We start from the raw sequence: 25,936 nt of genomic DNA, 5'->3' as shown, positions 1-25,936 counted from the left end.
CCGGGCTACGTGGCGGGCCCGTGCTGCGGCCCGGACTCCGCCGGCCGCAGCAGGTAGACGTCCATGATCCAGCCGTGCTCGGCGCGCAGGCTCCGCTTCAGCTCCGCCAGCTCCTCCCCGATCTCGCCGACGACGCCGCGCCGGATGACCTGGTGCGGGGTGCCCAGGTAGGCGCCCCACAGGATCTCCTCGTCCGGCTCCGCGTGCTCCAGCCACGCCGCGCCGCCGTCGAGCATGACGACGGCGTCTGTCCCGGCGGGGCGCTCCCCGAGCCGGCGGCCCGTCGTCGTCAGCACCGGCCGGCCGATGCGGTTCAGGGGCACGGCGTGCGCCGCCGTCAGCGCCTGCACCGCCGTGATGCCGGGCCGCACCGTCACGTCTGCCTCCAGGCCGAGGCCGCGCATGCGGTCGATGATCCGCAGCGTGGAGTCGTAGAGCGACGGATCGCCCCAGACGAGGAAGGCCGCGGTGCCGCCGTCGTCAAGCTCCCGCTCGATGGCGGCGAGCAGCAGCTCCGCGCGCGCCCGATGCCAGTCCCGCACCGTGGCGCCGTAGTCGCGGGGATCGCGGTCGCGCGGCGGGTCGGGCACGGTGACCAGCCGGACGTCCGGCGCGTGCTCCGCCAGGATGGCGCGGCGGACGGCCAGCAGGTCGTCCTTCGCCGCGCCCTTGTCCAGGGCGATGACGACGTCGACGTCTCGCAGGGCCTCCGCCGCCTCCACGGTGACGTGGCGGGGATCGCCCGCGCCGATGCCGATGACCTCCAGATGACGCATGCCGCCATTGTCCCCCACCGAGGGGGCCTTCCGGCGCGGCGCCCCGGATGCGGTATCGTTTCCCCGTCAGGCCCTAGTAGCTCAGTGGATAGAGCACGGCTCTCCTAAAGCCGGTGTCGGAGGTTCGATTCCTCTCTGGGGCACGCGCGGCGGGGCCGGGCGGGGCAGGCGATGCCCCTCCCGGCCCCGCGTCATGCCCGGGGTGACGGGCCGGCGTCCGCGCCGGAACCGGCGTCCTGGCCGTCCCACCCGTCGTCGATGTCGCCGGAGACCGCGAGGTCGCCGTCGACGCGGACGTCGCCCGACAGGGTCCAGGCGCCGTCGCCGTCGTACTCCCACTCCGGTGCGGGGACCTGGTTGCCGTCGGCGTCGTAGCCCGGCGCCGGCCGGTTCTCGTTGCGCTCCAGCTCCTCCGGGTCGTAGGCGCGGTCCCAGCGGCGGGTGCGGGCCGGCCGCTCCGCGGCGCGGTCGTCGTTCATCGCCTTCAGCAGCGACCACATCATGAGGAACTCGATGAGGAAGAACGGGAAGGCCACGATGATGACGACCTCCTGGATCGCGGCGATGCCGGAATCCGGGGCGATGAGCACCAGCGCCGCGGTGACGGCGCCGACGCCGACGGCCCAGCCGATGCGGTAGATGACCGGGGTGACCGCCTCCTCGCCGGTGGAGAACATGTCCATCACCAGCGCCGCGGAGTCGATGGAGGTGATGAAGAAGATGACGATGATGAGCAGCGCCAGCGGCCCGATCACCGCGTACAGCGGGTACTGCTCCAGCAGGGAGAACAGCGCCACCTCGGTGCGCCCGTCCTCCACGACGGGGCCGGTGAGCACGCCCGGGTCGGCGAGCTCCATCTCCAGGCCGGCGCGGCCGTAGATGGAGAACCAGACCAGCACGAACGCGGAGATGAGGCCCAGCACGCCGCCGATGAACTGGCGGATGGTGCGGCCGCGGGAGATGCGGGCGATGAACATGCCGACGAACGGACCCCAGCAGATGGTCCACGCCCAGTAGAAGGCGGTCCAGGTGCCCAGGAAGTCCGGGTTCTCGTTGAAGCTGTCGACCCAGAACAACAGCTCCGGCAGCGACGAGGCGTAGATGCCGAACGACTCGACGGTCTGCTCCAGCAGCGTCATCGTCGGGCCGAACGCCAGGATGAAGAGCATCAGGAACACGGCCAGGGCGATGTTCACGTTGGACAGGATCTTGATGCCCTTGTCCAGGCCGGTCGCCACGGAGACGCAGGCGACGGCGGTGATGAACAGGATGATCGCCAGGAGCATCCAGGACGCGACGGGCACGCCCCACAGGATGTTCATGCCGGCGTTGATCTGCAGCACGCCGAGGCCGACGGAGACGGCGATGCTGAAGAGGTGGTGCCGATGATGGCGAGCGCGTCGATGAGCTTGCCCGGCCAGCGGTACAGGTGGCCGCCGAGCAGCGGGGCGAACACGGACGACAGCCGCGGGGGCATCTTGCGTTTATAGATAAAGCATCCGAGGGCCAGCCCGGGCAGGGCGAACACGACCCACATGTGCGCGGCGAAGTGGTAGTAGGTGTACTCGAACGCCTGGCGGACGGCCTCCTGCGACATCGGCTCCATGTCCCCGCGCGGCGGGTTGAAGGAGTGGTGCAGCGGCTCGGCGACGCCCCAGAACATGAGGGTCGCGCCGAGGCCAGCGGCGAAGAGCATCGCGAACCAGACGGGCGTGGAGTACTCGGGTTCGTCATCGTCGTCGCCGAGCTTCAGGTTCCCGTAGCGGGACACGAAGATCACGACGAGGAAGACGAAAATCGCCGACACCCCGCCGATGTAGAGCCACCCGAGGTGCTCCATCATGGAGCCGGGCACCGTCCCGTAGACGGTGCGGGCGGACTCGCCGAAGGCCAGGGTGCCGGCGACGAAGACGATGATGAATCCGGCGGCGACGAGGAAGATGAACGGGTCGGTGCGCAGACCGAGGAACCGTTTGGGCGGGGTCCGTTGGCGTCGGCGTCGACCGACGGCGGGTGGTCCGGCTTCTCGGAGCTCATGGTGTTCTCCTGGGTCGGGGATAGTTTCGCGTGTCAACGATAGGGGCGGGGCGCGCCGATGTCGCCCGCCCGCCGGTTTCCCCCGGAGGTTCACCCCAGGTTCGGGGGATGCGCGGGGAGGCCGCCCGCCGCACCGGGTTTCGCCGTGTCGCGTGACGACGGCACCCTCCCCGGCCCCGCGCCCCGGCCCCGCGGCGGCGCCCCGCGGGCCCCTCGGGCGGCGCCTCGCGGGCACCCCGGGCGGCGTCCCGCGAACCCCCGCGGCGGCGCCTCGCCGGTTCCTCCGCCGGAGCCTCGCACACGCGTGCGAAACCCGGGGGTGACCGGCGCCGATGACGGGACCGGGATGTCGGGCGGCGGCGGATAATCGGGGGCATGAAGCGCATCACGGCCCTGGCCGCCATCCCCCTCCTGCTCCTCGCCGCCGGCTGCTCGGGCGCCGGCGAGCCGAATGCCCCGGAGGTCCCGAAGGCCCCGCAGGAGTCCAACGCGCCCGAGCGCGCGAAGCCGGGCGACGACGGGGACGCCGGCGAATCCCCCGAATCCCGCGAATCCGGCCGCGACGAGGCCCGCTCCACGGCGACCACCTCCGCCGACGACCGGCCCGTGGGGCTCACCGACGGCAACTTCGGCGAGCCGACGCGGATCAACAAGACCATCGCGCGGTGCGCGAAGCAGTCGGACGGGGTCTACGAGGTCGGCACGACGTGGTTCACCGACGGCACCTCCGGGTGGACCACCTACTGCGCCGACCGGTTCTACGACGGCCCGCCGCCGGCCGACACGTGGGAGCCGGAGCCGACGTACGAGGAGCCGGCGTACGACGACACGGCGCCCGCATGGGACGGCCCCGCCCCCTCGCACGGCGACGGCGACCTGCCCGGCGACGCCGCCGGCGGATACTGACCGCACCCCCGCCCCTCCCCCGGACCGGATCACCTCCGGCGAACGCGTTTCCGCACGCGAGGGCCGCGGCGGGGTGCGGCGCCGCGGGGGTGGACGGATTCCACCGGGCGCCGAAACCCCCGGCGACCAGTAGGATCGGGCGCAGGAAGCCGATGCGTCGCGCATCCGGCATCACACCGATTGGAGGGTCCCATGTCCACCAAGAAGCCCATCTTCACCGACGTCAACGGCCGCAAGATCTACGCCGATCTGGTGACGGTCGACGACAAGCTCCGCCTGAAGCTGACCGACGACGGCGAGGCGGTGCTGCTGCTCAACTTCTACGACGCCAAGCAGCTCGAGGCGGCCGTGAAGCTGTTCCTCGGCCAGCGCTACGGCCAAAACCTGGCCGGCGTCGGCGCCCCGACCACCCCGAAGGACCGGTCGGAGATGTTCGAGGAGGAGCTCGACGAGATCGAGGCGGCGCTCAAGGAGGAGGCCGCGGAGGACAGGGCCAAGAAGGCCGAGTAGCCGTCCCGCCGGCCCCGGCGCCGCGCCGTCGTCGCGCGCCGCGGGCCCCTCGGCGTCCCCTCCCGCGCCCGGCCGATCCGGCCGGGCCTTCGCCGTTCCCGGGCCGGGCGGGAGGCGTCGTCACGCACCGCGGCACCCCGCGGGACATGCGGAACACGCGGCGCCGGCCGCGGGCACCCGGGGCCCGCGGCGTCAGGCGCGCTCGGCCGGGTGGAACGGCGGGGCGGTGACCCGCATCGGCTCGCCGGAGACCAGCACCCAGCGGCCCTCGCGGGCGACGTCGGCGTCCAGGTGCGCCAGCGCCACCGGCACGCCCGCCGACGGGCCCATGCACGCCGACGTGACGGAGCCGACCGGGCGACCGTCGCCAGGCATCGCGACGACGGCGCCCGCCGCCGGGGCGATGCGGCCGTCGCCGACCAGGCCCGCCACCGTGCGGGACTCCCCGTCCTGCAGCGCCGCGACCAGGCCCTCGCGGCCCACGTACTGCTCCTCCTTCGCCTGCGGCACCAGATGGCGCAGGCCCACGTCGTAGGGCGTGGTGGTGCGGTCCATCTCCGCGCCGACGCGCGGCCGGCCCGCCTCGATGCGCAGCGTCGACCGCGCCAGCAGGCCCGCCGGGCGCAGGCCATGGCCCGCGCCGACGGCGAGGATGGCCGACCACACCGCGCCGGCGTCGCCGACGCGGCCGATGATCTCGAAGCCCTCCTCGCCCGTGTACGACATCGAGCCGACCAGCACCGGGCAGCCGCCCACCAGCGTGAACCGGCAGGTGCGCTCCGCCGCCGGCTCCGTGCCCGGCTCCCGCCAGGCGCCCGCGTCGGCGAGGATGCGGCGGGCCCGCGGGCCCTGCACCGCCAGCTGGAACGACGCCGCGGCGACGTCGGCGATCTCCACCTGGAACTCCGCGGTCCGCGCCACCAGCTCATCCGCCACGACGGAGGCGCGCGCCGCCGTCGGCACCACGAGGATCTCCGTCGTCGTCGGGGCGTACACCACCATGTCGTCGATGATGCCGCCCGCCGGATCGAGCATCAGCGTGTAGCGCGCCGCGCCAGCCGACATGCGGGACATGTCGCCCATCAGCGCGTAGTCCAGCGCCTCCCGGGCCTCCGGGCCGATGACCTGGACGCCGCCCAGGTGCGACAGATCGAACAGGCCCGCCGTCGCGCGCGTGGCGCGGTGCTCCCCCACCGGGTCGCCGTACGACTCCGGCATCAGCCAGCCGCCGTGATCGGCGAACACCGCGCCGAGCGCGCGGTGCCGGTCGTGCAGCGGCCCCCGCAGGGACCGCGTGGCGACGGCCGAGCCGGACGGGCGCGACTCCCCCGCGCCCGCGGTGACCGTGCCCGTGGTCACTTCCGCTTCCGGCGGTTGTAGAACGGGATCGGGGTCACCTCGGCCTTCTTCTCCGCGCCCTCGACCTCCACTGTCAGGGCGGTGCCGGGCACCGCGAGCCAGCGGTCGATGTACGCCATCGCGATCGGGTAGCCCAGCGTCGGGGAGACGGTCGTGGACGTGATGACGCCGACGGCGTTGCCGTCCGCGTCGCGCAGCCCCGCGCCGCGCTCCGGGGCCTTCCGGCCCGCGATCTTCACGCCCGCCAGGCGCTGCTTCGGTTCCGGCTGGTTCACCAGCGCCTTGCGGCCCGTGAACTGGCCCTTCGACGGGCTGATGAGGGAGGCGAAGCCCGCCTCCAGCGGGTTGCGCTCGCGGGTCAGCTCGCGGCCGTACAGCGGCATGCCCGCCTCGATGCGCAGGGTGTTGCGGGCCAGCAGGCCGCAGGGGCGGACGCGCAGATCGCGGCCGTCGTCGCCCTCCGGCAGCCCCTCCTCGTCGTCGCGCTCCGCGCCGGCGGCCAGCAGCGACTCCCACACGGAGGCGGCGTCGGCGGCCGGGACGAAGATCTCGAACCCGTCCTCGCCGGTGTAGCCCGTGCGGCCGATGAGGGTCTCCGCGCCCGCGATCTCCATCGAGGTGCAGGAGTAGTAGCGCAGCTCGTGCAGGGTGTCGTGCGAGTCCTCCGGGATGAGGCGCAGCAGCAGCGTGCCGGCGCGCGGGCCCTGCACCGCGATGAGGGCGGTGTCCTTCGACTGGTCGGCGATGTCGACCTCGTAGCCGCCGACGCGCTCGCGCAGCGTCTCCAGCACCTCGCGGGAGTTGCCCGCGTTCGGCACCAGCAGGTAGTCCTCCACGCCCAGGCGGTAGGCGATCAGATCGTCGATGATGCCGCCGTCCTCCTGCACCATCATCGTGTACTTCGCCTTGCCCAGCGCGATCGGCTTCATCGCGGAGATGAGGGAGTGCGCCAGGAACTGCGGGGCCTCCGGGCCCGTCACGCGGATCTCGCCCATCGGGGACAGGTCGAAGATGCCGACGTCCTCGCGGACCGCGCGGTGCTCCTCCAGCTCCGACTCGTACTTCAGCGGAACCTCCCAGCCACCGACGGCGCTCATCTCCGCCCCGAGGGCGATGTGCTGGTCGTGCAGGTGGCTCCGGCGGGGAGCCTCGGCGGTGGAATCGGACATGGGCGGTGGTACCTCCTGGAACGCGTCGTGCACCGGTCGCGCCGGCCCGGTCCCGCGAGGTGGCGCGGTCCCGCGCGGCGGCGCGGCCTCTCGTCAGCCGATTCTACGTCCCCGCGCACGGCGACGCCCCCGGGGACCTCCTTCGGGAGGTCCCCGGGGGCGGGGATGCGCCGGGACGGGCGGTGCCGCGGACTAGTGGTCGACGGCGGCCTCGGTGCCGACGCCGGTCAGCGAGCGGACCTCCATCTCCGCGGCCAGGTCCGCGAAGTCGTCCTTCTTGCCGACGTAGGCGCCGATGATGCCGGCGAGGAACGCCAGCGGGATGGCGACCAGGCCCGGGGACGTCAGCGGGAACCAGGCGAAGTCCGCGGACGGGATCATCGAGGTCTTCGAGCCCGACACCGCCGGGGAGAAGGTGATGAGGACCAGGGACGCGATGACGCCGGTGTACATGGAGGCGACCGCGCCGGCCGTGTTGAAGCGGCGCCAGAACAGGGACATCAGGATGGTCGGGACGTTCGCGGCGGCGGCGACGGCGAAGGCCAGCGACACCAGGAACGCGACGTTCTGGGACATCGCCAGGATGCCGAGCACGATGGCGACGACGCCGAGGACGACGACCGTGATGCGGGAGACGCGGACCTGCTGGGCCTCGGTGGCCGTGCCGTTCTTCAGGACGGCCTGGTACAGGTCCTGGCCGACGGACGCGGAGGCCGTGATGGCCAGGCCGGCGACGACCGCGAGGACGGTGGCGAAGGCGACGGCCGAGATGACGGCCATGAAGATGGAGCCGCCCAGCTCGAAGGCCAGCAGCGGGGCCGCGGCGTTCGCCTTGCCCGGGGCGTTCATGATGCGGTCCGGGCCGACGAGGGCGGCGGCGCCGTAGCCGAGGACCAGGGTCAGCAGGTAGAAGCCGCCGATGAGGATGATGGCCCAGGTCACGGACTTGCGGGCCTCGCGCGCCGTCGGGACGGTGTAGAAGCGCATGAGCACGTGCGGCAGGCCGGCGACGCCGAGGACCAGCGCGAGGCCCAGGGAGACGAAGTCGAGCTGCTTGACGAACGTCGCGCCGTACTGCAGGCCCGGCTCCAGGATGGCCGTCGCCTCGTAGCCCTGCTCCGCGCGGTACTCGGAGCCCTGGTGCGCGTCGACGGCGTTCTGCAGCAGCTGGGAGAAGTTGCCCTTGACGCCCCAGAAGATGATGAGCGTCATGATGATGACCGCGGCGACCAGGAGGACGGCCTTGATCATCTGGACGTAGGTGGTGCCCTTCATGCCGCCGATGAGGACGTAGGCGACCATGATGACGCCGACGACCACGACGACGAGCGCCTGCTGGGTGGTGTCGTGGATGTTCAGCAGCACCGCGACCAGGGAGCCGGCGCCGGCCATCTGGGCGATGAGGTAGAACAGCGTGACCGCCAGGGTCGAGATGGCGGCCGCGGTGCGGACCGGCTTCTGCTTCAGGCGGAACGACAGCACGTCGGCCATCGTGAACTTGCCGACGTTGCGGAGCGGCTCGGCGACCAGCAGCAGGGCGACCAGCCACGCCACGAAGAAGCCGATGGAGTAGAGGAAGCCGTCGTAGCCGTTGAGGGCGATGGCGCCGACGATGCCCAGGAAGGACGCCGCCGACAGGTAGTCGCCGGCGATGGCCAGGCCGTTCTGGGTGCCGGAGAACTGCGCGCCGCCGGTGTAGAAGTCGGAGGCGCCCTTGTTGCCGCCCTTGCCGACGCGGGTGACGATGAACATCGTCACCACGATGAAGGCGACGAAGACCGCGATGTTGAGGATCGGGTTGCCGGCCGAGGCCCCCTCGGCGGCCAGGATCATCTGGTTCTGCATGGCCTACTTGCCCTCCTTCAGCTTCTGCGCGATCTGGCCGGTCTCCATCGCCTCGCGGATGGAGGCCTGGATCGGCTCCAGCTTCTTGTTGGCGAAGGAGATGTACCACCAGGTGATGAGGAAGGTGGTCACGAACTGCAGCAGGCCGAGGATGATGCCCAGGTTGATGTTGCCCAGGATCGGGGTCCCCATCAGGTCGGGAGCGAACGTCGCGAACAGGACGTAGGCGATGTACCAGACGAGGCCCGCCACGGTCAGGGGGATGGTGAACGAGCGGAAGGTCTTGCGGAGACCCTCGAACTCCTCGGTGCCCTGCACGTAGCGGTACTCCGCCGCGGTGGGCTTGTGCCGGGTGGCCGGCGCGGGATGTGCGGTCACTCTGTGTGCCTTTCCGGTGAAGCGGATGTGCGTGGATGTGGATCGCCGGAGCCGGCGGCCCGTCCCGGGGGCGCCGTATCCGGATTGCGATTGCCGACAAAGTTACATGCGCCACATCTCACGGAAAAATGGTTTCGACTCACACGATGAAAAAGGCGAACACCGTCACCCCCGGCCATGCCGTGACCTGCATCGTCCCTTAAGCGCCTCTTACCCCCGATTCAGGAGCCCAGGACCCCGGGCGCGTCCGCTCCCCCGGCGGAACGCGGCCCGGAACTACCGGTTATCGGCGTTCAACTGGGACTTCCGGCGGAGGTGGTGGACGATCTCCACCAGCGCCGCGCCCGCCGCGCCCCAGGCGAGGGCGCTCAGGAACAGCGGCCGCTCCGCCGCGCCGCCGATGTCGAGGCGCAGCAGCTCCGCCAGCGGCGGCACCGTGAAGATGAGGACGTACGCCGTCGCCGACGTCGCCAGCAGCAGCACCTTCCACCACCGGTACGGCCGCGCGATGCACACCAGCACCCAGAACGCGGAGACGATGAGCACCACCAGCGTCGCCGTCGACGTCACCTCCGCCGAGGCGACCGCCCGCTCCCCCTTCGGGTAGTGCAGGAACCAGAACGCGAACGTCAGCGCGCCGACGATGACGCCCGCCGGCACCGCCATCCGCAGCACCCGCGACGCGAAGCCCGGCCGCGCCCGCTCGTGGTTCGGCGCCAGCGACAGCACGAACGCCGGGATGCCGATGGTGAACCAGCCGGTCACGGTGACGTGGATCGGCTCGAACGGGTACTGGTGGCCGATGATGCCGACGGCCAGGGCCAGCACCACCGAGTAGATGGTCTTCGTGAGGAAGAGGTTGGCGACGCGCTCGATGTTGCCGATGACGCGCCGGCCCTCCGCCACCACCGGCGGCATCGCCGCGAACCGGTCGTCGAGCAGCACCAGCTGGCCGACCGAGCGGGTCGCCGGGGCGCCGGTGCCCATGGCGACGCCGATGTCGGCGTCCTTCAGCGCCAGCACGTCGTTGACGCCGTCGCCGGTCATGGCGACGACCTCGCCGCGGTCCCGCAGGGCGCGGACCATCTGGCGCTTGCGCTCCGGGGTGACCCGGCCGAAGACCGTGTTCTCCGCCACCGCCCGGTCGAACTCCTCGCGCTGCCGCTCCCCCGCCTCCGGGTCCGGCAGGTCGCGCGCGTCGACGGGGCTCTCCGCGCCCGGCAGGTCCAGGGTGCGGGCGACGGCGCCGACCGCCCCGGCGTTGTCGCCGGAGATGACCTTCACGTGCACGTCCTCGGCCTCGAAGTAGTCGAGGGTGTCGCGGGCGTCGTCGCGGATCTTCTGCTCCAGCACCAGCACGGCCGCCGGCTCCACCAGGCCCGGGTGCTCCTCCGCCGGGGACTCCGGGCCGAGGCCCGAGGCGTCCAGCTCCCCCGCGGCGGAGTCCGATCGGCACAGCAGCAGCACGCGCAGGCCCCGCGACTGGCGGTCCTCCGCCAGCTCCGCCGCCGGATGATCCGGCGCCGCGAGGATGTCCGGGGCGCCGAGCACCCACGTCGACCCGCCGCGGAACGTCGCCGCCTGCCACTTCCGCGCCGAGGTGAACGGCACGTCCGCGGCGACCTCCGCGCGCGCGTCGGGCTCCACGCCCGCCGCGGCCAGGCCCTCCGCGATGGCGACGGCCGTCGCGTTCGGGCGGACGTCCAGGGCGATCATCGCCGCCAGGGCGCGCAGCGCCGCGGGGTCCGCCGCCGCGTCGATCTCCGGCGCCCGCCCCTCCGGCTCATCCGCCCCGCCCGCGGGGGCGGAGGGCGCGGCGGGGATCGGGGCGTCGTCACGCGACACGGAGGAACCACCTGCGGCCGGCCCCGGCGCGATCACCTCGCCGAGCACCATGCGGTTCTCCGTCAGCGTGCCCGTCTTGTCCGCGCACACCACGCTCACGCGCGCCAGGCCCTCGATGGCCGGCAGCTCGTTGACCAGCACCCGGCGGCGGCCCAGGCGGATGACGCCCAGCGCGAACGCGATGGACGTCATGAGCACCAGGCCCTCCGGGACCATCGGCACCAGCGACGCCACCATCGCCAGCAGCGCCTCGCGGATGTCGCGCTCGCCCGTGCGGAACAGCTGCGTCCAGATGGTCAGCAGGCCCGTCGGCACCAGCAGCCACGTGATCACCCTGAGGATGCGGTTGATGCCGCCGAACAGCTCCGACCGCGTCAGCGTGAACTTGCTGGCCTGCGCCGCCAGCTGCGCCGCGTAGGCCTCCCGGCCGACCTTCGTCGCCTGGTACGCGCCCTGCCCCGCGACGACGGCGGAGCCCGAGAAGACCTCGTCGCCCTCCGACTTCGCCACCGGATCCGACTCGCCCGTCAGCATCGACTCGTCGACCTCGAGGCCGCGCGCCGACCGGACGACGCCGTCGACGACGACCTGATCGCCCGCGCCGGCCTCCACGAGCTCGCCGAGCACGACCTCCTCCCGGTCGATCTCCCGCGCCGGCCCGCCGTCGCGGATGACGCGCGGCCGGGCGCGGCCGACGATGGACAGCCGATCCAGCGTCCGCTTCGCCCGCAGCTCCTGCACCACGCCGACGATGGAGTTCGCGACGATGAGCAGGCCGAACGCGCCGTTGATGATCGACCCGGTGAACAGGACGATGCCGAACAGCACCGCCAGGATCGTGTTGATGCGCGTGAAGACGTTCGCCCGGATGATCTGGCCGACCGTGCGGCCCGACGACGGCGGCAGCTCGTTGACCAGCCCGCGGCGCGTCCGATCGGCGACCTCCGCGGAGGTCAGGCCCTCCGGCGGGGTCGGCGGGACGGCGGAGGCCTGCGCGCCGGAACCGACGGCGGCCTCGCCCGCGCCGCGGGGCCCGCCCGCCTCAGCGGCCACGGAAGACGGGGTCGCGCTTCTCCGCCCGGGCCCGGCCGGCCTCGGCGGCGTCCTCCGACGCCCACACCCGCCGGTACAGCTCCTGCTGCTCCGGCTTCGGCTCGATGTGGGTCTCGTCGTCGTTGAAGACCATCTTGTGGTACTCGAGGCTCAGCGGCGCGTAGCCCGCGATGCGGCCCGCGACCTCGTCCGCCAGCGCCGAATCGCCCGCGTAGGAGGCGAAGCCGCAGGCCACCGCCTCGTCGCGGTCCATGCGCTCCGCCGCCAGCAGGACGGTGCGGGCGCGGGCGCCGCCCAGCAGCACGCGGGCGCGGCGGATGGTCCACGCGTCGACCGCGATGCCCAGCTTCACCGGCGGCACCTGGAACCAGCCGCGCTCGCCGACGACGCGCAGGTCGCACGCCATGGCCAGCTGCGTGCCCGCGCCGACGGCCGGGCCCTGGATGTCCGCGATGACGATGGCCGGGCACTCCTGGATGGCGCGCAGCATGCGCGCCAGCTGCACGTGGAAGTCCCCGGAGCCGTGCGCGCCGCCGCCCAGGTCGGCGCCCGCGCAGAACGCGCGGCCGGCGCCGCGGATCATGACGACGCGGGCGTCGTCCCGCGACGGCGCCGCGATGACGGCGTCGGCGATGGCGCGGCAGACCTCCGCGGACAGGGCGTTGCGCTTGTGGTCCCGGTCGATGGTGACGACGGTGAGGTGCCCGTCCTCGTGGACGAGCACCTCCTCCGTGTGGTCGTCGGAGACGGGGACGCCGGGGGCCGCGCTGGAGTCGCTCATGACCCCCAGGTTACGCGGCGGCCCGGCGCGCCGAGCGGGGTCTCCGGGAACGGATCGGGCGGTGCGCCGCCGGGTCAGCGGTCCCCGCGCTCCCCGCCGGCCTCCCCATCGGCGGCCTCTCCGGACTCGCCGGGCCCGGCGTCCGGGGCGCCCGGGGCCTGCGCCTGCGGCGGCTGCTGCACGGGGCCGCCCTGCGGCGGGTACTGGCCGGGCCACCCCTGCTGCGGATACGGGCCGGGCTGGCCCGGCTGCCCCTGCGGCGGGTATTGGCCGGGCTGGCCCTGCGGCGGGTACGGCGCCTGCCCCGGCCCGTTCGGGCCCGGTGGCGGACCCCAGCCCGGCTGCTGCGGCGGCCGGTTGCCGCCGTTCCCCTTCACCAGCAGCACGATCACCACGATGAGGAGGACGGGGACCGCGAGGACGAGCAGCCCGGTGACGACGAGGATCAGCATCTCCTGCCAGCCCACCGGGGCGGCCGCCAATTGTTGCGAAAGCATCATCATGGATCCAGCGTCTCAACTCCGGGCGCCGACGGCTACCCCCGTCCCTCCAGGCGCCGGCCCGATCCGGTGCGGACGGCCGACCCCCCCCCGGGCCGTCGGCGCATCCGACGCGAACGGGCCGGGGCGGGGAACCACGTGGGTTCCCCGCCCCGGCCCGGATTCCGCAGCCGCCTGCGGCTAGTCGTTGCCCATGAGCATCGGGTCGTCGAACTGGCGCTTGCCGCCGCCGGCGCCCAGCTCCGCGATGCGCGCCATGTGGGAGTCGGTCAGCTGGACGTCCACGGCGCCGAGGTTCTCCGCCTGGCGGCCGGCGTCGGCCGACTTCGGGATCGGCACCAGGCCGCGGCGCAGGTGCCAGGCCAGGACGACCTGGGCCGGGGTGGCGCCGACCTCCTCCGCGATGCCGGTGATGGCCGGATCCCCGAGGTGCAAGCCGCGGCCGATCGGGGTCCAGGCCTCGACGATGGTGCCGCGCTCCTTCGCGTCGGCGACCAGGTCGTCCTGCGGGAAGCCCGGGTGCAGCTCGATCTGGTTGATGGCCGGGGCCTCCGGCAGCTTGTCCAGGACCTCCGGGTAGAAGTTCGACACGCCCGCGGAGACCGTCTTCCCCTCGCCGCGCAGCTCCAGGATGGCGTCGTAGGCCTCGCGGTAGAGGTCCTTCTTCTCCGCCGGCCAGTGGACCAGCAGCAGGTCGACGTAATCCAGGCCGAGGCGCTTCAGCGACGCCTCCGCCGAGGCGCGGGCCTTGTCCCGGGCGTTCTCGGTGTGCCAGATCTTGGTGGTGACGAACAGGTCGGAGCGCTCCACCACGCCGTCGCGGATGGCGTCGGCGATGCCCTGGCCGACGCCGACCTCGTTGCCGTAGATGGCGGCGGTGTCGATGTGTCGGTAGCCCAGCTCGATGGCGCCGCGGACCGCGCTGCGGGCGACCTCGTCGCCCATGCGCCAGGTGCCCAGGCCGATCTGGGGGATGAGGGCGCCGTCGTTCATGGTCAGGGAGGGGACATCATAAGTTGTCATGTCCACATTATGCATGCGCTCCCCCGCTTCCGCAAGGGCGAATGTCCGCCGGGGCCGCCGGCGTCCGGCACGCGGGCCGCGCGGGCCCCGTCGTCACGCGAACCCCGCGCACCCGCGGCCCGCGCCGCCACCGGCGACGCTACGCCGCGCGGTGGATGTCCGGATACCGGAAGGTGTCCGGATCCGCGGTGGCCCAGTCCGCCGCCCAGTTGTGGAAGCGGGTGCCGCGCAGCAGCTCGCCCGGCTCCAGCCAGTTGTGCAGCTCCGCGTACGTCTCGCCGAGATCCTCCGACGTGCGCTTGAGCAGGTACGTCGGGCCGAGATCCTGGAAGTCCTCCAGGCCGGTGGAGGCGAGCATCTGGCACGCCTCCTCCACCGTCGCGGCGTGGAAGTTGCGGACGCGCTCCGCCTTCACGTCGACGTCGAGGGCCTTCCACAGCTTCGGGTTCTGCGTCGCGACGCCGACCGGGCACTCGTTGGTGTGGCACTTCTGCGCCTGGATGCAGCCGACGGCCATCATCATGCCGCGGGCGGCGGCGACGAAGTCCGCGCCCATGCACATGCGCTTGACGATGTCGAAGCCGGTGACGATCTTGCCGGTCGCGCCGATCTTGATGCGGTCGCGCAGGCCCGAGCCGACGAGGGCGTTGTGGACCATGATGAGCCCGTCGGTCAGCGGCAGGCCGAAGCGGTCCGAGTACTCCAGCGGCGCGGCGCCGGTGCCGCCCTCGGAGCCGTCGACGATGATGAAGTCCGGCGTTACGTCCTCCTCGATCATCGCCTTGCAGACGGCGAGGAACTCGACGGTCGAGCCGGCGCACAGCTTGAAGCCGACCGGCTTGCCGCCGGAGAGCTCCCGCATCGTCGCCATGAACCGCACCAGCTCGCGCGGGGTCGAGTACACGCGGTGGTACGGCGGGGACATGACGCCCTTGCCGACGGGGACGTGGCGCGTCGCCGCGATCTCCTCGTTGACCTTGTGGCCGGGCAGCATGCCGCCGAGGCCGGGCTTCGCGCCCTGGCTGACCTTGAGGTACGTGGCCTTGACCTCGGGCATCGCGGACTTCTCGCGGAACAGCTCCGGGTCGAAGTCGCCGTCCTCCGTGCGGGCGCCGAAGTAGCCGGAGCCGAGCTCCCAGAACAGGTCCGCGCCGTACTTCAGGTGGTAGGGGCTGATGGCGCCCTCGCCGGTGTCCTGCGCGAAGCCGCCCATCGCCGCGCCCTTGTTCATGGCCAGCACGGCGTTCGGGGACAGGGAGCCGAAGCTCATCGCGGAGATGTTGTAGATGGACGCGTCGTACGGCTGCGTGCAGTCCGGGCCGCCGAGGCGCACGCGCGGCGCGTCGCCGACGACGCGGGCGGGGGCCATGGAGTGGCGGACGTACTCGTAGCCGGGCTCCGTCACGTCGCGCTCGGTGCCGAACGACTTCTTGTTGCTCAGCCCCTTCGCGCGCTCGTAGATGACGGTGCGGGTGTCGCGATCGAACGGCGTGCCGTCGAAGTTGCGCTCGATGAAGTACTGCTGCATCTCCGGGCGGATGGACTCCAGCATGTACCGGGCGTGGCCGAGGACCGGGAAGTTCCGCAGGATGGAGTGCTTCTTCTGCGTCAGGTCATGGACGCAGACGACGTCGAGGAAGAGGACCGCGATCATGGCGATCCACCACCAGGGGCCCCTGTCCCACACCGCCAGCGCGGCGAGGATGTTGAGCCCGATGAGGATGAGGATGATGTAGGGCCGGGTGATCACCCCTCCAGGTTATCGCCGGTCACGACGCGCCGCCGGGGCGGGCCCGGAGGCCGCTCGACCTGCGCGGATGCGCGACGACGGGGGTGCGGCGGCGAGGTGGGCGCGCGCCTGCGGCGTCGCCTCCGGGGAGCGTTGCGACGGAGCCTCCCGCGGCGCGGGCGCCTTCCGCGCGGCGCGCGGGGGACGGCGCCCCGGCGGCGCCGGCCGGCCCCCGCCGCAGTGCCGGACCGCCGCCCGGCGACACGGGGCCGGCCAGGCCAAACGCGGCCGGTTCACGGTCAATCCGTCCGCAACGGTTGACAAAGTGTTGGGTTTTCCCAACACTTGGATGCATGAGCCCAGTCCGACGGGGGCCCAGCCGCCCCATCTTCAACCGCATCGCCGCGCTACGCGCCGAACGCGGCCTCAGCCGGGCTCAGCTGGCGGAGCTCATCGACGTCAACCGCCAGACCATCGGCGCCCTCGAGCGCGGCGACCACTACCCCAGCCTCGACCTCGCGTTCCGCATCTGCGGGGTCTTCGACCTGCCCGTGGAGGCGGTGTTCTCCCGCGAGGAGTTCACCCCGATGTCCGCGGAGCTGTACGGGAAGGAGAACTGACGTGACCGTCCACGACGACCACGCGCCGGACGGCGGCGCCCGCGGGCGGGCTCATGCCGGCGACGACGGGCCCCTCCGGGATCCGCGCATCGCCACGCACCTCGGGGAGGTCGAGCGGGACTCCGGCAAGCTGCGGGGCCTGCGCACCCGGCGGGCCCGGCGCGGCCTCGTCATCGCGCTCGGCGCCGTCTTCGCCCTCATGGCGCTGTCCATCGTCGCCCTCGGCGTCGCCTCCGCCGGCGGCGGCGGGCGCGCCTGGGCGACGGCCGGCATCGTCGGCTATCCCGCCGGCGTCGTCCTGCTCATCGTCGTCGGGACGATGCTCGGCATCGTCACCGACCACATGGCCGACGCCCCGCTCGCCCTCCTCGACGAGTACGAGCGGGCGCAGGTGGAGGGCATCCGAGCCCTCGCCTACCAGCTGTTCACCTGGCTGGTCACGGCGCTCGCGGCCATCATGGTCTGCGCCGGCACGTGGGCGCTGGTCAACGAGCCCGACTGGGCCCCGGCGGCCGCGTACCTCTCCGGCACGACCCTGCTGCTCGTTGCCCTGGTGATGCAGCGCGTCCCCGACGCCTACATCGCCTGGACCCGGCCCGACGACTGACCCGGGCCCCGGCGCGGCCGCCGCCCGCCCTCCCCGTCCCCCAGACCACCGAACACCGACCACCGGAAGGAGGAGCCCCATGACCGGCTCCCTCGTCCTCGACGGGCTGCGCAAGTCCTACGGCGACCGGCTCGTGCTCGACGGCATGAGCCTCTCCGTCGCACCCGGCGAGATCTACGGCTTCGTCGGCGCCAACGGCTCCGGCAAGACCACCACCATGCGCATCGCGCTCGGCGTCCTGGCCTCCGACGGCGGCACCGTCAGCCTCGGCGGACGGCCGATGGACGACGAGGCCCGCCGCACCGTCGGCTACATGCCGGAGGAGCGCGGGCTGTACCCCAAGGAGAAGGTCGGCGCGCAGCTGCGCTACTTCGCCCGCCTCCACGGGCTGACCCCCGCCGCCGCCGACCGGAACGTCGAGGGGCTGCTGGAGACGCTCGGCATCGCCGACCGCGCCGGCGACGCCGTCGACACGCTGTCCCTGGGCAACCAGCAGCGCGTCCAGCTGGCCGCCGCCCTGGTCCACGACCCGGCGGTGCTCGTGCTCGACGAGCCGTTCTCCGGCCTCGACCCCGTCGCCGTCGACGTCATGTCCCGCGTCCTGCGCGAGCGGGCCGGCTCCGGCGTCCCCGTCATCTTCTCCTCCCACCAGCTCGACCTGGTGGAGCGCCTGTGCGACCGCGTCGGCATCATCCGCGACGGCCGCATGCTCGCCGAGGGCACCGTCGAGGAGCTGCAGGCCGGCGGCCCCCGCATCCTGCGCGTCGACTGCCCGGACGCCCCCGGCGGCTGGGCGGACGGCCTGCCGGGCGTCGAGCGCGCCGAGCACGACCGCCGCGGCCGCCACGTCCTGCATCTCGGCCGCCGCGCGGGCGGGCCGGACCTCGACGCCGAGCAGGCCATCCTGCGCGCCGCGCAGTCCCACGGGCCCGTCCGCGAATTCGCCCCCGTCACCGTCCCCCTCACCGAGCTGTTCCAGGAGGTCGTCCGCTCATGAGCACCCGCACCACCGGCACCGCCGCCACCGCCGTCGACGGGGACCGCTCCCCCGCCGGCGCCGACGGCACCGGCCGCGGCACCACCGGCCGCGCCGGCTCCCCCGTCGCCATCGTCGCCGCCCGCGAGTTCCGGGCGACGATGATGCGCAAGTCCACGATCATCACCCTCGTCCTCATGCTCGCCAGCGTCGTCGGCGGCATCTTCGCCGTCCAGGCGTTCGGCGGCGGCGACGGCGGCCCGGACACCGAGGACGTCGCCGTGGTCGGCGACGCCGGCTTCCTCGCCCCCGTCGCGCCCGACGCGCCCGGCGCCGACGCGCTGCCACTCACCGTCGACGCCCGCCCCGCCGCCGACGCCGCCGAGGCCCGCGCGCTGGTGGAGTCCGGCGACGTCCACGCCGCGCTGGTCCCCGGCGACGGCTCCTCCTGGACGATGATCGTCGAGGGCGCCCCCGATCCGGCGCTCACCTCCGTCATCGGGGAGCTGCTGCAGGGCTCCGCCCGCGACGCGGCGCTGGCCGACGCCGGCGTCGACCCCGCCGCCATCGCGCGGGCCGCCGCCGGCGCGACCCTCGACGTCGAGTCGATCGAGGCCGTCAACGTGGGCGGCATCATCGTCGCGATGATCGGATCGGTCGTGATCATCACCCTCATCATGATGTTCGGCGGCATGATCGCGATGTCCGTGGTGGAGGAGAAGTCCTCCCGCGTCGTCGAGATCATGCTCGCCACCGTCCGCCCGCTGCACCTGCTGGCCGGCAAGATCCTCGGCGCCGGCGCCGCGGGCATGGTCTTCGCCGTCGCCATCGTCGGCACGGCCGCCGCGGCGCTCGCCGCCACCGGCGTCGGCCGCGACCTGGACCTGCCGCCCGGCACCGTCCTGTGGCTGCTGCCGTTCTTCGTCGCCGCCTACCTCTTCTTCGGCTCCCTGTACGCCGCCGCGGCGTCGCTGGTCAGCCGCATGGAGGACTTCCAGGGCGCGCAGTGGCCCGTGATGCTCCTGTCCATGCTCACCATCTACGTCCCCGCGTTCGGCTGGTCGCGGACGGACTCCACGCTGATGCGGGTCTTCGCGTGGATTCCGCCGACGTCGACGACGGCCGCGCCGCTGCAGTACGCCGCCGGCGAGATGGGCGACCTGCAGATGCTCGGCGCCCTGGCCCTGCTGCTCGTCGCCGCGGCCATCGTGACCTGGCTGGCGTCGATCATCTACCCGCGCAACATCCTGCGCACCGGCGCGAAGGTCCGCTGGCGCGACGCCCTGCGCCGCTGACCGGACGGGCGAAGTCGGGCCGGTCCGGCCCCGCTCCGGCGGGCTCCCCGCCCGCGCATCCCCGCGCACGACGACGGCGCCGGGCCCCTCCCCACCCGGGAGGGACCCGGCGCCGCCGTCGATCCCGGCCGCGGCCCGGGGCGTCGTCACGCGACACCCGGGCCCGGCGCGATCAGGTGCCCGCGGACTCCGCGCCGCGCGCCCACTCCGCGATCTGCTCCGCGGTGCCGTACGACGACTGCGCGCCGACGCCGGTGGCGGCGTAGGCCGACACGGCGGAGGCCAGCTCCGCGGACTCCGCGAGCGTCAGCCCCGACGCCAGACCCGCCAGCAGCGTGCCCATGTAGGAGTCGCCGCAGCCGGTCGTGTCCGCGACGTCCGCCGGCCACGCGTCGATCGGGTGCTCGCCCTCCGCGCCGATGACCACCGAGCCCGCGCCGCCGAGCGTGACGACGGCGTGGGGGATGCCGTAGCGCTCCGCCAGGGCCGCCGCGGCCACCGACCAGTCGCCCTCCCGGCCCGCCGCCACCGCGGCGTCGCCGGCGAGGTGCGCCAGCTCGTGCTCGTTGACGATGAGCACGTCGACCAGGCCCAGCAGCTCCGCCGGGGCGTCGCCCACCGGCGACAGGTTGAACACCACCCGCACGCCCGCGTCATGGGCGATGCGCGCGGCCTCCGTCACCGCGTCGAGCGACACCTCCAGGCACAGGCCCAGCGTCCGCGCCGACTCGATGGCGCCCCGGTGGCGGCGCACCATCTCCGGGGTGACCTCCCCGTTCGCGCCGGCCGAGATGACGATGCAGTTCTCCGCGTCGTCGTCCACCGTGATGAGCGCCGTGCCCGTCGGCGTCGCCGCCCGATCCAGGCCCGACAGGTCCACCCCGGCGTCCTCCAGGGCCGCGACCAGCACGTCCGCGTTCGAGTCGTCGCCGACGCAGCCGATGAACGACACCCGCGCGCCCAGCCGGGCGCCCGCCGCGGACTGGTTCGCGGACTTGCCGCCCGGCAGGACCTCCAGCGGCCCGCCCGCGACGGTCTCCCCCGGCTTCGGCAGCGCCGGGACCTTCACCGTCAGATCCGCGTTCGCCGACCCCACCACCGCGACCGGGCCATCGACCCGGTCCAGCAGCTCCCGGACGCGGTCCGCGCGGCTCATCGGGGGCCCTCCCCGCTGGCACGGGAGCCGTCGTCACGCGCATCCGCGGGAGCACCCGCGACCGCATCCTCCGGCTCCCCGACCGTCTCCGCGTCCGTGGAGCGGCCCCACGCGTCGGAGTACAGCTTCGGCCGCACCAGCAGGAACCACGCGATGCCCAGCAGCGCCACCGCGGCGACGATGAGGAACAGCACCGCGAAGTTCGCCGGCGCGCCCTCCGGCACGCCCGGCACCGCGACCTCCGCGAACGGCATCGTCGCCGTCCACGGGCCGATGAGCGCGATGCCCACCATCGTCATCTTCCGCAGCGACACGAAGTCGCCCAGCGAGCCGTAGATGACGCACACGATGCCCAGCACGACGCCCGGGATCGCGGTGATGAGCGACGCCTTCTCCGGGGCGCCGACGTCCTCGCCGATGGTGGAGAAGACCAGGTTGAACGCCTGCAGGCACAGGATGCCGAAGACGAAGATGGCGATGAGCGCCGGCAGCGCCTTCATCGCGTGGCGCTGCATCTTGGTGACGGGGGCGACGGCGCCGCCGTCCGCGCTCACGGCTTCACCGCCGCGGTGACGCGCTCCATGAACTCGGACACGAAGCGCTCGACGTCGACGCCGACGGCGACCTTCATCGTCTTCTCCGGGTCGTTGAGGCGGGTCTCGTCGCCGATGGTGCGGCCGCGGGTCTCGCCCTCCACGTCGACCTTCATATTGATGTCCAGGAGGGTGACCAGCGACGGGTCGACGGCGACGCCGACGGCCAGCGGGTCGTGCAGGCCGCAGCCGCCCAGGTGCGGGGCCGTCGTCTCGTAGGCCTTGATGTAGTAGTCCGTCATGTCGGCGAAGAACTCCGCCGCGGTGCCGCCGAGCTCCCGCCACTGCTTGGTGTGCTCGTAGGTCAGCAGGGTCTGCAGCGTGACGTCGAGGCCGATCATGGTGACGTCCGCGCCGGAGCGGAACAGGCGGTCGGCCGCGTCCGGGTCCTGGCTGATGTTCGCCTCGGACCAGGCGTTGACGTTGCCCGGCACGGTCAGCGCGCCGCCCATGACGACGATGCGGGCGTTGTCGCGGAAGCCCTCGTCGGCGGCGACGGCCGCGGCGACGTTGGTCATCGGGCCGGTGGCGACGATGACCAGGTCGTCGCCGTGCTCCTTCACGGAGCGGACGAGGAAGTCCACCGCAGACTCCTCCGACGGCTCCCGGTCGGAGGCCGCCAGCGGGGCCTCGCCGACGCCGTCGTCGCCGTGGATGAACGCCGAGATGGGCAGGACCTCGAAGCCGTCCTTCTCCGAGGCGTGCGGCAGGCCGCGGTGAACCGGCACCCCGGACTCGCCGAGCAGGTCGAGGATGGCGAGGTCGTTGGCGACGCCGGTCTCCATGAGCACGTTGCCGTAGGTGCCGGTCACGCCGATGAGCTCCACCTCCGGGGAGCCCACGGCGTAGGCGATGGCCAGGGCATCGTCGATGCCGGTGTCGATGTCGAGGATCATCTTCATGATGAGGGCCTTTCGGTCTGGCCGGGCGCGCCTGCCGGCGGGGGCACCTGCCCCGTCGCCCGGTCGGGTTCTCCTGCGGTCGGGCCCCCCGATTGTGCTCCCCGGGGCGGGGGTCCCGCCAGATCCCGGCCGGGAAAACGGAATACATTCATGTCCATGGCCCACATCAGCGCGCGCGACCTCATCGAATCCGTCCTCGACGCCGGCACCTTCTCCGACTGGGACGACCCGGCCGACCACGGCGACGTCGACGCCGCCTACCGCGACAGCCTGGAGCGGGCGCGGGCGAAGACCGGGGAGGACGAGGCCGTCGTCACCGGCGCCGGCGAGGTCGCCGGGCACCGCGTCGGCGTCATCTGCTCCGAGTTCCCCTTCCTCGGCGGCTCCATCGGCGCCGCCACCGCCCGCCGCCTCATCCGCGGCATCGAGCGCGCCACCGCCGAGGGGCTGCCGCTGCTGGTCAGCCCGACCTCCGGCGGCACGCGCATGCAGGAGGGCACCCCGGCGTTCGCGATGATGATCTCCATCACCGCCGCGGTGACGCGCCACAAGGAGGCGGGCCTGCCGTTCCTCGTCTACCTGCGCCATCCCACCACCGGCGGCGTCATGGCGTCGTGGGGCTCCTCCGGCCACCTGACCTACGGCGAGCCGGGCGCGCTGCTGGGCTTCCTCGGCCCCCGCGTCGTGGAGCTGACGACGGGCGAGCCCATGCCCGACGGCGTGCAGCTGGCGGAGCACCTGCACGAGCGCGGCATCATCGACGGCGTCGTCACGCTGGAGCAGCTGCGCGAGTCGACCCGCATCCTGGTGGAGTGCCTGGCCCCGGCGTCGGGCGACCGCCCGGAGCCGGGTGCCCCCGCCGCGGCGGAGCCCGACGGCCGGTCCGCGTGGGGGTCCATCCTGCGCACCCGCGAGGCCTCCCGCCCCGGCGGCGGCGACGTGCTCCGCGCCCTCGACGACGGCTTCGCGCCGCTGTCCGGCACCGGCGACGGCCACCGCTGCCACTCGGTGCGCGCCGGCGTCGCGCGCATCGGCGGCCGCCCGGTGATGCTCGTCGTGCAGGACCGCCACCGCCAGCCCCCGCTGGGCGACGACCCGATGGGCCCCGGCGCCCTCCGCTTCGCGCAGCGCGCCATCCGCGTCGCCGGGGAGCTGGGCATCCCCGTCGCCACCGTCATCGACACCCCCGGCGCGGAGCTCACCGCGGACGCGGAGGAGCACGCCATGGCAGGGGAGATCGCCCGCACCCTGACGGCGCTGCTCGGCGCGGGGACGCCGACGGTGTCGCTCATCCTCGGACAGGGCTGCGGCGGCGGCGCGCTGTGCCTGCTGCCCGCCGACCGGACGCTGGCGATGCACGACGCGTGGATGTCCCCGCTGCCGCCCGAGGGCGCGAGCGCCATCATCCACCGCGACGTCGACCACGCCCCCGAGATGATGGAGGCCCAGGAGGTCTCCGCCGAGGCGATGCACGCCGCCGGCGTCGTCGACGCCGTCATCGCGGAGCCGGACGGCCCGGCCTCGCTGCCGCGCGTCGCGCTCGCCGCGATCGACCGCGCCCTGTGGGAGCTGGAGCGTGACGACGCCGACCCCGCCGGCCGCCGCGCCCGCCGCCTCGACCGCTACCGCGCCTTCGCCTTCGGGCGCTGACGCGCCCGGGGGCCGGCCGGCGGCGTGCGGCCCGGCCCGGCGGCGCACCGTGCGCGGCGTGCGCGGCAGCGCCCCGCCCCGGCGGGCCCCGGACGCGGCGACGGCCCCGGCCCTCCCCTTCGCGGGGCGGGCCGGGGCCGTCGTCATGCGCGGGCGGCGGGACCGTGCGGTCCCGCGGCGGCGCGGGCTCCCGGTCGGGCTACTCGACGCCGAGCAGGTCGATGATGAAGACCAGCGTCTTGCCGGACAGGAAGTGGCCGGCGCCGGCCGGGCCGTAGGCCAGCTCCGGCGGGCAGGTCAGCTGGCGGCGGCCGCCGACCTTCATGCCCGGGATGCCCTCCTGCCAGCCGGCGATGAGGCGGTCCAGCGGGAACGTGATGGACTCGCCGCGATCCCACGAGGAGTCGAACTCCTCGCCGGTCTCGTAGTCGACGCCGACGTAGTGCACGTCGACGACGGCGCCGCGGGTGGCCTCCGCGCCGTCGCCCTCGACGAGGTCCTTGATGACGAGCTCGGACGGGGCCGGGCCGGTCTGGGCGTCGATGGTGGGCTTGGACATGTGTCGCTCCTCCTGGGTGGGGGTTCGTTTCCTCGGTCTTCGCCGTCGGTCCACACCAGGGTACGCGAACGGGGCGCGCGGGCCCTGCCCCGTCCCCCGGCGCAGTCACCGGATGGTCGGTGCGGGCGCCGCGCGCCCCGTCGTCACGCCGCGGTGCGGACGCGGCTCACGCCGGTGCTAGCGCTGGTCGCGCGGCACGAAGGCGCGCTCGGCCTCGCCGGTGTAGATCTGGCGCGGGCGGTTGATCTTGGAGGCCGGGTCGGTGACCTGCTCCTCGAAGTGGGCGATCCAGCCCGGCAGGCGGCCGAGGGCGAACAGGACGGTGAAGAAGTCCGTCGGGAAGCCCATGGCGCGGTAGATGAGGCCGGTGTAGAAGTCGACGTTCGGGTAGAGCTTGCGCTGGACGAAGTAGTCGTCGGCGAGCGCGATCTCCTCGAGCTTCATGGCCAGGTCCAGCAGCTCGTCGCCACCCAGGTGCTCCAGCACCTCGTGGGCCGTCTTCTTGGCGATGGTGGCGCGCGGGTCGTAGGACTTGTACACGCGGTGGCCGAAGCCCATCAGGCGGACGCCGTCCTCCTTGTTCTTGACCTTGTTCATGAACTCGGTCGCGTCGCCGCCGTGGTTGTTCTGGATGTCCTCGAGCATCTCGAGGACGGCCTGGTTGGCGCCGCCGTGCAGCGGGCCGGACAGGGCGTTGATGCCGGCCGCGATGGAGACGAACATGTTGGCGCCGGAGGAGGCGACCATGCGCACGGTGGAGGTGGAGCAGTTCTGCTCGTGGTCCGCGTGCAGGATGAGCAGCTTGTCCAGGGCCTTGACCAGGACCGGGTCGATCTCGAAGTCCTCGGTCGGGTAGCCGAACATCATGCGCAGGAAGTTCTCGCGCGCGTTCAGCTTGTTGTCCGGGTACATGGTCGGCTCGCCCTTGGAGGCGCGGTACGCGTAGGCCGCCAGCATCGGGACCTTCGCCATCAGGCGGGAGGTGGCCAGGGCGCGCTTCTCCGGGTCGTTCGGGTCCAGCTCGTCCTGGTAGTAGGCGGAGAGGATGTTGACCGAGGAGGCCAGGGTCGCCATCGGGTGGGCGCCGCGCGGGAAGATGGAGAAGGCGCGCTTGAAGTCCTCGTCCAGCAGGGTGTGGTGGCGGATGTCGTAGTTGAACTGCTCCAGCTCCTCCTGGGTGGGCAGGTGGCCCTTGATGAGGAGGAAGGAGACCTCGTTGAACGTGGCGTTCTCCGCGAGCTCCTCGATGCTGTAGCCGCGGTGGCGCAGGATGCCGTTGCCGCCGTCGATGTACGTGATCTTGGACTCGGTGGAGCCGGTGGCGGTGTAGCCCGGATCGAAGGTGGTCAGACCGGTCTCCTGGAGCATCTTGCCCAGGAAGATACCGTCGTTGCCCTCGGTGGCCTTGACGATGTCCATCTCGAACTCGCCACCGGGGTAGTGGAGCACGGCCTTGTCGTTCTCAGTAGCCACAACTTCCCTTTCGCTGAATTGTCGTCGTTCAGACCGTCCGGGCGCCGCGGCGCCCGGATCTGCGGCGGTGTCGCCGACCACGGACCACGCTATACCGGTGCGCGAGCACGCGCCGGGACAGCGACCTTCACGCCGGGCCCTCGGGTGCGAGGCTCGCGTCGCGTTCCGGTCCGGCCGGGGGCGTCCCGACCGCC

At 73.0% G+C, this 25,936-nt stretch carries 22 protein-coding genes, 1 tRNA gene and 1 pseudogene; 8 read left to right on the top strand and 16 right to left on the bottom strand.

The features are described from left to right. Positions 1-5 precede the first annotated feature (5 nt). Positions 6-776 (bottom strand): precorrin-6A synthase (deacetylating), encoded by a 771-nt coding sequence (cobF, locus tag QQS41_RS07210; RefSeq protein ID WP_448852046.1) that lies wholly within the window; start codon positions 774-776, stop codon positions 6-8. 70 nt (positions 777-846) lie between these two features. On the opposite strand from cobF, the gene QQS41_RS07205 reads away from it, so the two are divergent. Then, positions 847-919 (top strand) — tRNA-Arg (locus tag QQS41_RS07205). Between the two features lie 48 nt (positions 920-967). Here the strand turns inward: QQS41_RS07205 and QQS41_RS07200 are convergent. Further along, a pseudogene (locus tag QQS41_RS07200) lies at positions 968-2,736 on the bottom strand (BCCT family transporter). A gap of 452 nt (positions 2,737-3,188) precedes the next feature. Between QQS41_RS07200 and QQS41_RS07195 the strand changes: the two are divergent. Both QQS41_RS07195 and QQS41_RS07190 read left to right on the top strand, forming a co-directional pair. Next, positions 3,189-3,719, top strand: coding sequence for a hypothetical protein (locus QQS41_RS07195; RefSeq protein ID WP_448852045.1), 531 nt, complete (start codon positions 3,189-3,191; stop codon positions 3,717-3,719). Between the two features lie 192 nt (positions 3,720-3,911). Beyond that, on the top strand, positions 3,912-4,229 hold the full coding sequence (locus QQS41_RS07190; protein ID WP_448852044.1) for a hypothetical protein: 318 nt from the start codon (positions 3,912-3,914) through the stop codon (positions 4,227-4,229). A 192-nt stretch (positions 4,230-4,421) separates the two neighbouring features. On the opposite strand, the gene QQS41_RS07185 is transcribed toward QQS41_RS07190, so the two are convergent. From QQS41_RS07185 to QQS41_RS07145, 9 genes are all read right to left on the bottom strand, one after another. Beyond that, the gene (locus QQS41_RS07185; protein ID WP_448852043.1) at positions 4,422-5,588 is read right to left on the bottom strand and encodes an aminomethyltransferase family protein; all 1,167 of its coding nucleotides are present in this window, start codon (positions 5,586-5,588) and stop codon (positions 4,422-4,424) included. Further along, entirely contained in the window at positions 5,585-6,757 is a 1,173-nt protein-coding gene (gene gcvT, locus QQS41_RS07180; protein ID WP_448852042.1) for a glycine cleavage system aminomethyltransferase GcvT, read from the bottom strand. The genes QQS41_RS07185 and gcvT overlap by 4 nt, the downstream gene beginning before the upstream one ends. Positions 6,758-6,949: 192 nt before the next feature. Then, the gene (locus tag QQS41_RS07175; RefSeq protein WP_448852041.1) at positions 6,950-8,602 is read right to left on the bottom strand and encodes a solute symporter family protein; all 1,653 of its coding nucleotides are present in this window, start codon (positions 8,600-8,602) and stop codon (positions 6,950-6,952) included. A 3-nt stretch (positions 8,603-8,605) separates the two neighbouring features. Next, on the bottom strand, positions 8,606-8,980 hold the full coding sequence (locus QQS41_RS07170; RefSeq protein WP_448852040.1) for a DUF485 domain-containing protein: 375 nt from the start codon (positions 8,978-8,980) through the stop codon (positions 8,606-8,608). Between the two features lie 276 nt (positions 8,981-9,256). After that, positions 9,257-11,782 (bottom strand): HAD-IC family P-type ATPase, encoded by a 2,526-nt coding sequence (locus QQS41_RS07165; protein ID WP_448852534.1) that lies wholly within the window; start codon positions 11,780-11,782, stop codon positions 9,257-9,259. An 85-nt stretch (positions 11,783-11,867) separates the two neighbouring features. Then, positions 11,868-12,659: an enoyl-CoA hydratase gene (locus QQS41_RS07160; protein ID WP_448852039.1), complete on the bottom strand. Its 792-nt coding sequence runs from the start codon at positions 12,657-12,659 to the stop codon at positions 11,868-11,870. A gap of 74 nt (positions 12,660-12,733) precedes the next feature. Then, positions 12,734-13,162, bottom strand: coding sequence for a hypothetical protein (locus QQS41_RS07155; RefSeq protein WP_448852038.1), 429 nt, complete (start codon positions 13,160-13,162; stop codon positions 12,734-12,736). A gap of 177 nt (positions 13,163-13,339) precedes the next feature. Next, the gene (locus QQS41_RS07150) at positions 13,340-14,182 is read right to left on the bottom strand and encodes an aldo/keto reductase (protein ID WP_448852037.1); all 843 of its coding nucleotides are present in this window, start codon (positions 14,180-14,182) and stop codon (positions 13,340-13,342) included. Positions 14,183-14,321: 139 nt separating this feature from the next. Then, entirely contained in the window at positions 14,322-15,932 is a 1,611-nt protein-coding gene (locus QQS41_RS07145; RefSeq protein WP_448852036.1) for an FMN-binding glutamate synthase family protein, read from the bottom strand. Positions 15,933-16,264: 332 nt separating this feature from the next. Between QQS41_RS07145 and QQS41_RS07140 the strand changes: the two genes are divergently transcribed. From QQS41_RS07140 to QQS41_RS07125, 4 genes are all read left to right on the top strand, one after another. After that, positions 16,265-16,531 carry a helix-turn-helix transcriptional regulator gene (locus QQS41_RS07140; RefSeq protein ID WP_448852035.1) on the top strand — a complete coding sequence of 89 codons (267 nt, stop codon included), beginning with the start codon at positions 16,265-16,267 and terminating at the stop codon, positions 16,529-16,531. 1 nt (position 16,532) lies between these two features. Beyond that, positions 16,533-17,138, top strand: a complete 606-nt coding sequence (locus tag QQS41_RS07135) for a hypothetical protein (RefSeq protein ID WP_448852034.1) — start codon at positions 16,533-16,535, stop codon at positions 17,136-17,138. 79 nt (positions 17,139-17,217) lie between these two features. Next, entirely contained in the window at positions 17,218-18,135 is a 918-nt protein-coding gene (locus tag QQS41_RS07130) for an ABC transporter ATP-binding protein (RefSeq protein ID WP_448852033.1), read from the top strand. Beyond that, positions 18,132-19,409: an ABC transporter permease gene (locus tag QQS41_RS07125; protein WP_448852032.1), complete on the top strand. Its 1,278-nt coding sequence runs from the start codon at positions 18,132-18,134 to the stop codon at positions 19,407-19,409. The genes QQS41_RS07130 and QQS41_RS07125 overlap by 4 nt, the downstream gene beginning before the upstream one ends. A 172-nt stretch (positions 19,410-19,581) precedes the next feature. On the opposite strand, the gene QQS41_RS07120 is transcribed toward QQS41_RS07125, so the two are convergent. Genes QQS41_RS07120 through QQS41_RS07110 form a run of 3 tightly spaced genes read right to left on the bottom strand, consistent with a single transcriptional unit; the run spans position 19,582 to position 22,060 of the window. Beyond that, complete coding sequence (locus QQS41_RS07120) at positions 19,582-20,565, bottom strand: ribokinase (RefSeq protein WP_448852031.1); 984 nt, start codon at positions 20,563-20,565, stop codon at positions 19,582-19,584. Continuing rightward, entirely contained in the window at positions 20,562-21,119 is a 558-nt protein-coding gene (locus QQS41_RS07115; protein ID WP_448852030.1) for a hypothetical protein, read from the bottom strand. Before QQS41_RS07115 ends, QQS41_RS07120 begins: the two co-directional genes overlap by 4 nt. Beyond that, a complete protein-coding gene (locus tag QQS41_RS07110) occupies positions 21,116-22,060 on the bottom strand; it encodes a nucleoside hydrolase (RefSeq protein WP_448852029.1) in 945 nt (314 codons plus the stop codon). The genes QQS41_RS07115 and QQS41_RS07110 overlap by 4 nt, the downstream gene beginning before the upstream one ends. Before the next feature lie 156 nt (positions 22,061-22,216). Here QQS41_RS07110 and QQS41_RS07105 point away from each other — a divergent pair, with 156 nt between their 5' ends. Further along, on the top strand, positions 22,217-23,710 hold the full coding sequence (locus tag QQS41_RS07105) for a carboxyl transferase domain-containing protein (protein ID WP_448852028.1): 1,494 nt from the start codon (positions 22,217-22,219) through the stop codon (positions 23,708-23,710). A gap of 199 nt (positions 23,711-23,909) precedes the next feature. On the opposite strand, the gene QQS41_RS07100 is transcribed toward QQS41_RS07105, so the two are convergent. Both QQS41_RS07100 and QQS41_RS07095 read right to left on the bottom strand, forming a co-directional pair. Further along, positions 23,910-24,269 (bottom strand): FKBP-type peptidyl-prolyl cis-trans isomerase, encoded by a 360-nt coding sequence (locus QQS41_RS07100; RefSeq protein ID WP_448852027.1) that lies wholly within the window; start codon positions 24,267-24,269, stop codon positions 23,910-23,912. A gap of 177 nt (positions 24,270-24,446) precedes the next feature. Beyond that, complete coding sequence (locus tag QQS41_RS07095) at positions 24,447-25,742, bottom strand: citrate synthase (RefSeq protein WP_448852026.1); 1,296 nt, start codon at positions 25,740-25,742, stop codon at positions 24,447-24,449. Positions 25,743-25,936: the final 194 nt, after the last annotated feature.

Source organism: Corynebacterium sp. 335C (assembly GCF_053525695.1).
Note: the sequence above shows the minus strand (reverse complement) of the source record. Positions and strands in the feature narration are given on the sequence as shown.